Here is a 3,146-nt window from a genome sequence, read left to right as displayed (position 1 = left end):
CAGGTAGTGCAATGGGTTGTAAATGAATTCTTCGCGGCCGTAGTTGCGTACATGGCGCGCAATGATGTCGCCAGAGAGACAAATCTCGACGCGATTCACATAGCCCTTGACCAGCACTTCCCGATGGCCGTACTCGGTCGGCACCGAGTAGTCATTGCAGCGGTAACGCACCAGCGACAGTGAAGACACGCGAGTGGAAACCTTATGGCACGCATCGTAGGTGCCATGAGGTAATGCCATCAGCGCGGCGGTGTCGCGCTGCATCCGTTCGGCGATGGTTTCCGTTTCACCGCGCAGTTTGGCTTGCTGGCGCTTGATGCAACCATCGAGCAGCTTGGCATTCAAGGCATCAAAGTCACTGGCGATTGGTAGCGGCACCATGAAGTGACGGCGGCTGTAACCAACCAGCCCTTCGACATTGCCTTTGTCGTTGCCCCTGGCCGGCCGCCCGAACTTGTCGTCGAACAGGTAGTGGCTTTGCAGCTCGCCGAACTCCTTGGTGCGCAGGCGTTTGCCATCGCCCAGTATCTTGGCTACGGCGATCTTGGTGTTGTCGTACAAGATCGATTGCGGGATGCCGCCAAAAAACGTAAAGGCAGCGATGTGACCATCCAGGAAGGATTCGGTATCTTCGGTCGGGTAGGCTTTGACAAAGCAGCCATCCGAATGCGGCAGGTCCATGCAGAAATAATGGAAGCGCACCTTCTTGCCGCCAATATAGCCATCGGCTTCGCCCAAATCGACCTGGGCATGACTAGGCCGGTGTGCCAGAGGGATGAACATTTCCTTCTGGCGCGTGGCGACCTTGTAGACGTAATTGCGCACGATCGTGTAGCCGCCGGTGAAACCATGTTCATCGCGGAGCCGTTCCAGAATGCGGTGCGCAGTGTGGCGCTGTTTTACATGGACTTGTTTGTCGGCATCCAGGATGGCATCGATGATGCCAGTGAACGGGGCGAGCTTGGGGGAGATGGTTTCGCTCTTACGCTGGTAGCCGGGTGGCACGGCAAATTGGCACATCTTCTTGACCGTCTTGTGATGAACGCCAAATAGGCGTGCGGCTTCGCGCTCGCTGCATTTGTCGACCATGACGGCACGTCTGACTTTGACATAGAGTTCCACTGAGTACATCCTTTCCGCCCTTCCTTTGCCCCGTTGGGCATCAGAATACAGGCTGGGACTGGTACACTTTCATTCCGCGTTTCTCGCGAAATCTAGCGCGTTTCAGTGGTACATTTTTACACTGCGGTTCTTAGCGCTGAAAATCGTCAAAATCAGGAATACCATAGAGCGCCGTCTTTTCTGCTTCCGAGAGAATGGTCAGTCGCTCGTTGTTGTCACCGCGCATTTATCATTCGCTTTCAGATGTTGTATCGCGCGCACCAGCCCATCCGACACGGGCCAAAGTTTCAATCAGCGTCGTTCGTTTAACTTCAAAGTTGCGACACACGGCGGCCTTTGACATACCGCTGTTCAATGCGGCAATGATGGCGTCTAGTTTCTCGCCAATAATGGCAGCGGGTCTGCCACCGACTCGGCCACGCCGCTTGGCGGCAGCCAGACCGGTAATGACCCGTTCCTGAATCAAAGCACGTTCGTACTAAGCCAGTGCACTGAATACATGGAACAGCAATTCTCCTGATGCTGTGGTGGTGTCCATGCCTTCAGTGAGCGACCGGAAGGCGACCTGCTTGTCCTTCAGCGTAGTCACGATGGAGAGCAGGTGCGACAGTGAACGGCCAAGTCGATCCAACTTCCAGACAACGAGCACGTCGCCGGGACACACGAACTCTAGCGCCTTGGCCAATCCAGGACGATCATCTTTGGCACCGGAGGCATGATCCTCGAACAAGTGGCGGGCATCGATACCCGCCGCCAGCAGCGCATCGCGTTGCATATTTGTGTTCTGTCGATCCGAGTCCGACGAAACGCGCATGTAGCCAACTAATATAAGCGGATAACCATTAAAATTAGGTTTCCGTATAGCACAGCATAGCGACAAGGTTTTCCGTATATTTTAAGCTTTGCATCGGTAATTTTTCTTGGGGTCGCCAATGCGTCGTAAAACACTTGTTTTCCGACAGCACAATATAAAAACAAGCTAAATGCAAATGACTTATATTTGGGCTACAATGTAGCTCACACCATTAAAGGAGTAAGTCATGTCTGCAAATGCAGTTGTCCGTGCCCGGATCGACGAGCACATTAAGGAAGAGGCGACCATCGTGCTTGCGGCGATGGGACTGACCGTTTCCGACGCCTTTCGCATAATGCTTACACGGGTTGCTCACGACAAGGCGTTGCCTTTCGAGCCATTGGTGCCGAATGCAACTACCATCGAGGCAATGAAGGAAGCACGCCGTGGTGGCTTGAAGTCATTTGCTACTGTTGAAGATTTGATGGCGGATCTGAATGCGGACGATTGAACAGACCGGGCAGTTCAAGCGCGACTATAAACGCGAAGCAAAAGGGCCGCGCCGGCATACGCTGATGGACGATTTCGCGGCCGTCATCACAGCCCTAGCAAACGACCAGCCACTTGCCGAGAAATACCACGATCACATGTTGACCGGCGATTGGAAGGATCACAGGGATTGTCATGTTAAACCCGACCTGATATTAATTTATCGCAAACCAGATGACGCAGTGTTGCAGCTCGTTCGCCTTGGCTCACACAGTGAGCTTGGCCTGTGATTCAGTTAATTGGACAAATTCCGCCGGTTTGGGCTTACAATCCCAACTGAGAAATGGAACGACGCTTTCGATAACAAGACAATTGCGGACGCGGTTCTCGACCGTTTGGTATGTAGTTCCCACTACCACAAGCGGTCCGGCGCGTCGTTAAGGCAAAAAGTTAGAGATACTAAATAAGGTAGTGTCAACTTACGGGCTGCGGGAAAATTTTGTAAAGTAGCGTGATGGAAACATCCCTACGCTACCGCGGCTTCCGCTATCCGGCAGAAATCATTAGTCATGTCGTGTGGCTCTACTTCCGGTTTGCGCGGAGTTTTCGCGACATACAAGAGCTTATGGCCAGCCTTGGCATCATCATCACGTACGAGACGATTCGCCTGTGGCGAAGACGCCAATCATGCCGGGTGTCGAGTATCGCTAGCACAAGGGCCTAAACAACCGGGCCGAACTCT

At 53.3% G+C, this 3,146-nt stretch carries 6 protein-coding genes; 3 read left to right on the top strand and 3 right to left on the bottom strand.

Going from position 1 to position 3,146, the window contains the following annotated elements; translation table 11 throughout:
* The 3 genes from istA to AAKU61_RS22870 all read right to left on the bottom strand — a co-directional run.
* The coding region (istA, locus tag AAKU61_RS22300) for an IS21 family transposase (RefSeq protein WP_354335797.1) at positions 1–1,131 on the bottom strand (1,131 nt) is incomplete at its 3' end.
* Positions 1,132–1,351: 220 nt separating this feature from the next.
* A complete protein-coding gene (locus tag AAKU61_RS22875) occupies positions 1,352–1,588 on the bottom strand; it encodes a hypothetical protein (protein ID WP_503012678.1) in 237 nt (78 codons plus the stop codon).
* A 12-nt stretch (positions 1,589–1,600) separates the two neighbouring features.
* Positions 1,601–1,936, bottom strand: a complete 336-nt coding sequence (locus AAKU61_RS22870; protein ID WP_503012677.1) for a recombinase family protein — start codon at positions 1,934–1,936, stop codon at positions 1,601–1,603.
* 226 nt (positions 1,937–2,162) lie between these two features.
* Between AAKU61_RS22870 and AAKU61_RS22290 the strand changes: the two genes are divergently transcribed.
* Genes AAKU61_RS22290 through AAKU61_RS22280 form a run of 3 tightly spaced genes read left to right on the top strand, consistent with a single transcriptional unit; the run spans position 2,163 to position 2,871 of the window.
* A complete protein-coding gene (locus AAKU61_RS22290; protein ID WP_354335795.1) occupies positions 2,163–2,426 on the top strand; it encodes a type II toxin-antitoxin system RelB/DinJ family antitoxin in 264 nt (87 codons plus the stop codon).
* Positions 2,413–2,694 carry a type II toxin-antitoxin system YafQ family toxin gene (locus tag AAKU61_RS22285; protein WP_354335794.1) on the top strand — a complete coding sequence of 94 codons (282 nt, stop codon included), beginning with the start codon at positions 2,413–2,415 and terminating at the stop codon, positions 2,692–2,694. The genes AAKU61_RS22290 and AAKU61_RS22285 overlap by 14 nt, the downstream gene beginning before the upstream one ends.
* 9 nt (positions 2,695–2,703) lie before the next feature.
* A complete protein-coding gene (locus tag AAKU61_RS22280) occupies positions 2,704–2,871 on the top strand; it encodes an ATP-binding protein (RefSeq protein WP_354335792.1) in 168 nt (55 codons plus the stop codon).
* Positions 2,872–3,146 lie beyond the last annotated feature (275 nt).

Source organism: Undibacterium sp. GrIS 1.2, assembly GCF_040544435.1.
Lineage (GTDB): Bacteria > Pseudomonadota > Gammaproteobacteria > Burkholderiales > Burkholderiaceae_D > Undibacterium.
The sequence above is the reverse complement of the archived record's forward strand: the minus strand, read 5'-3'. Positions and strand labels throughout refer to the sequence as shown.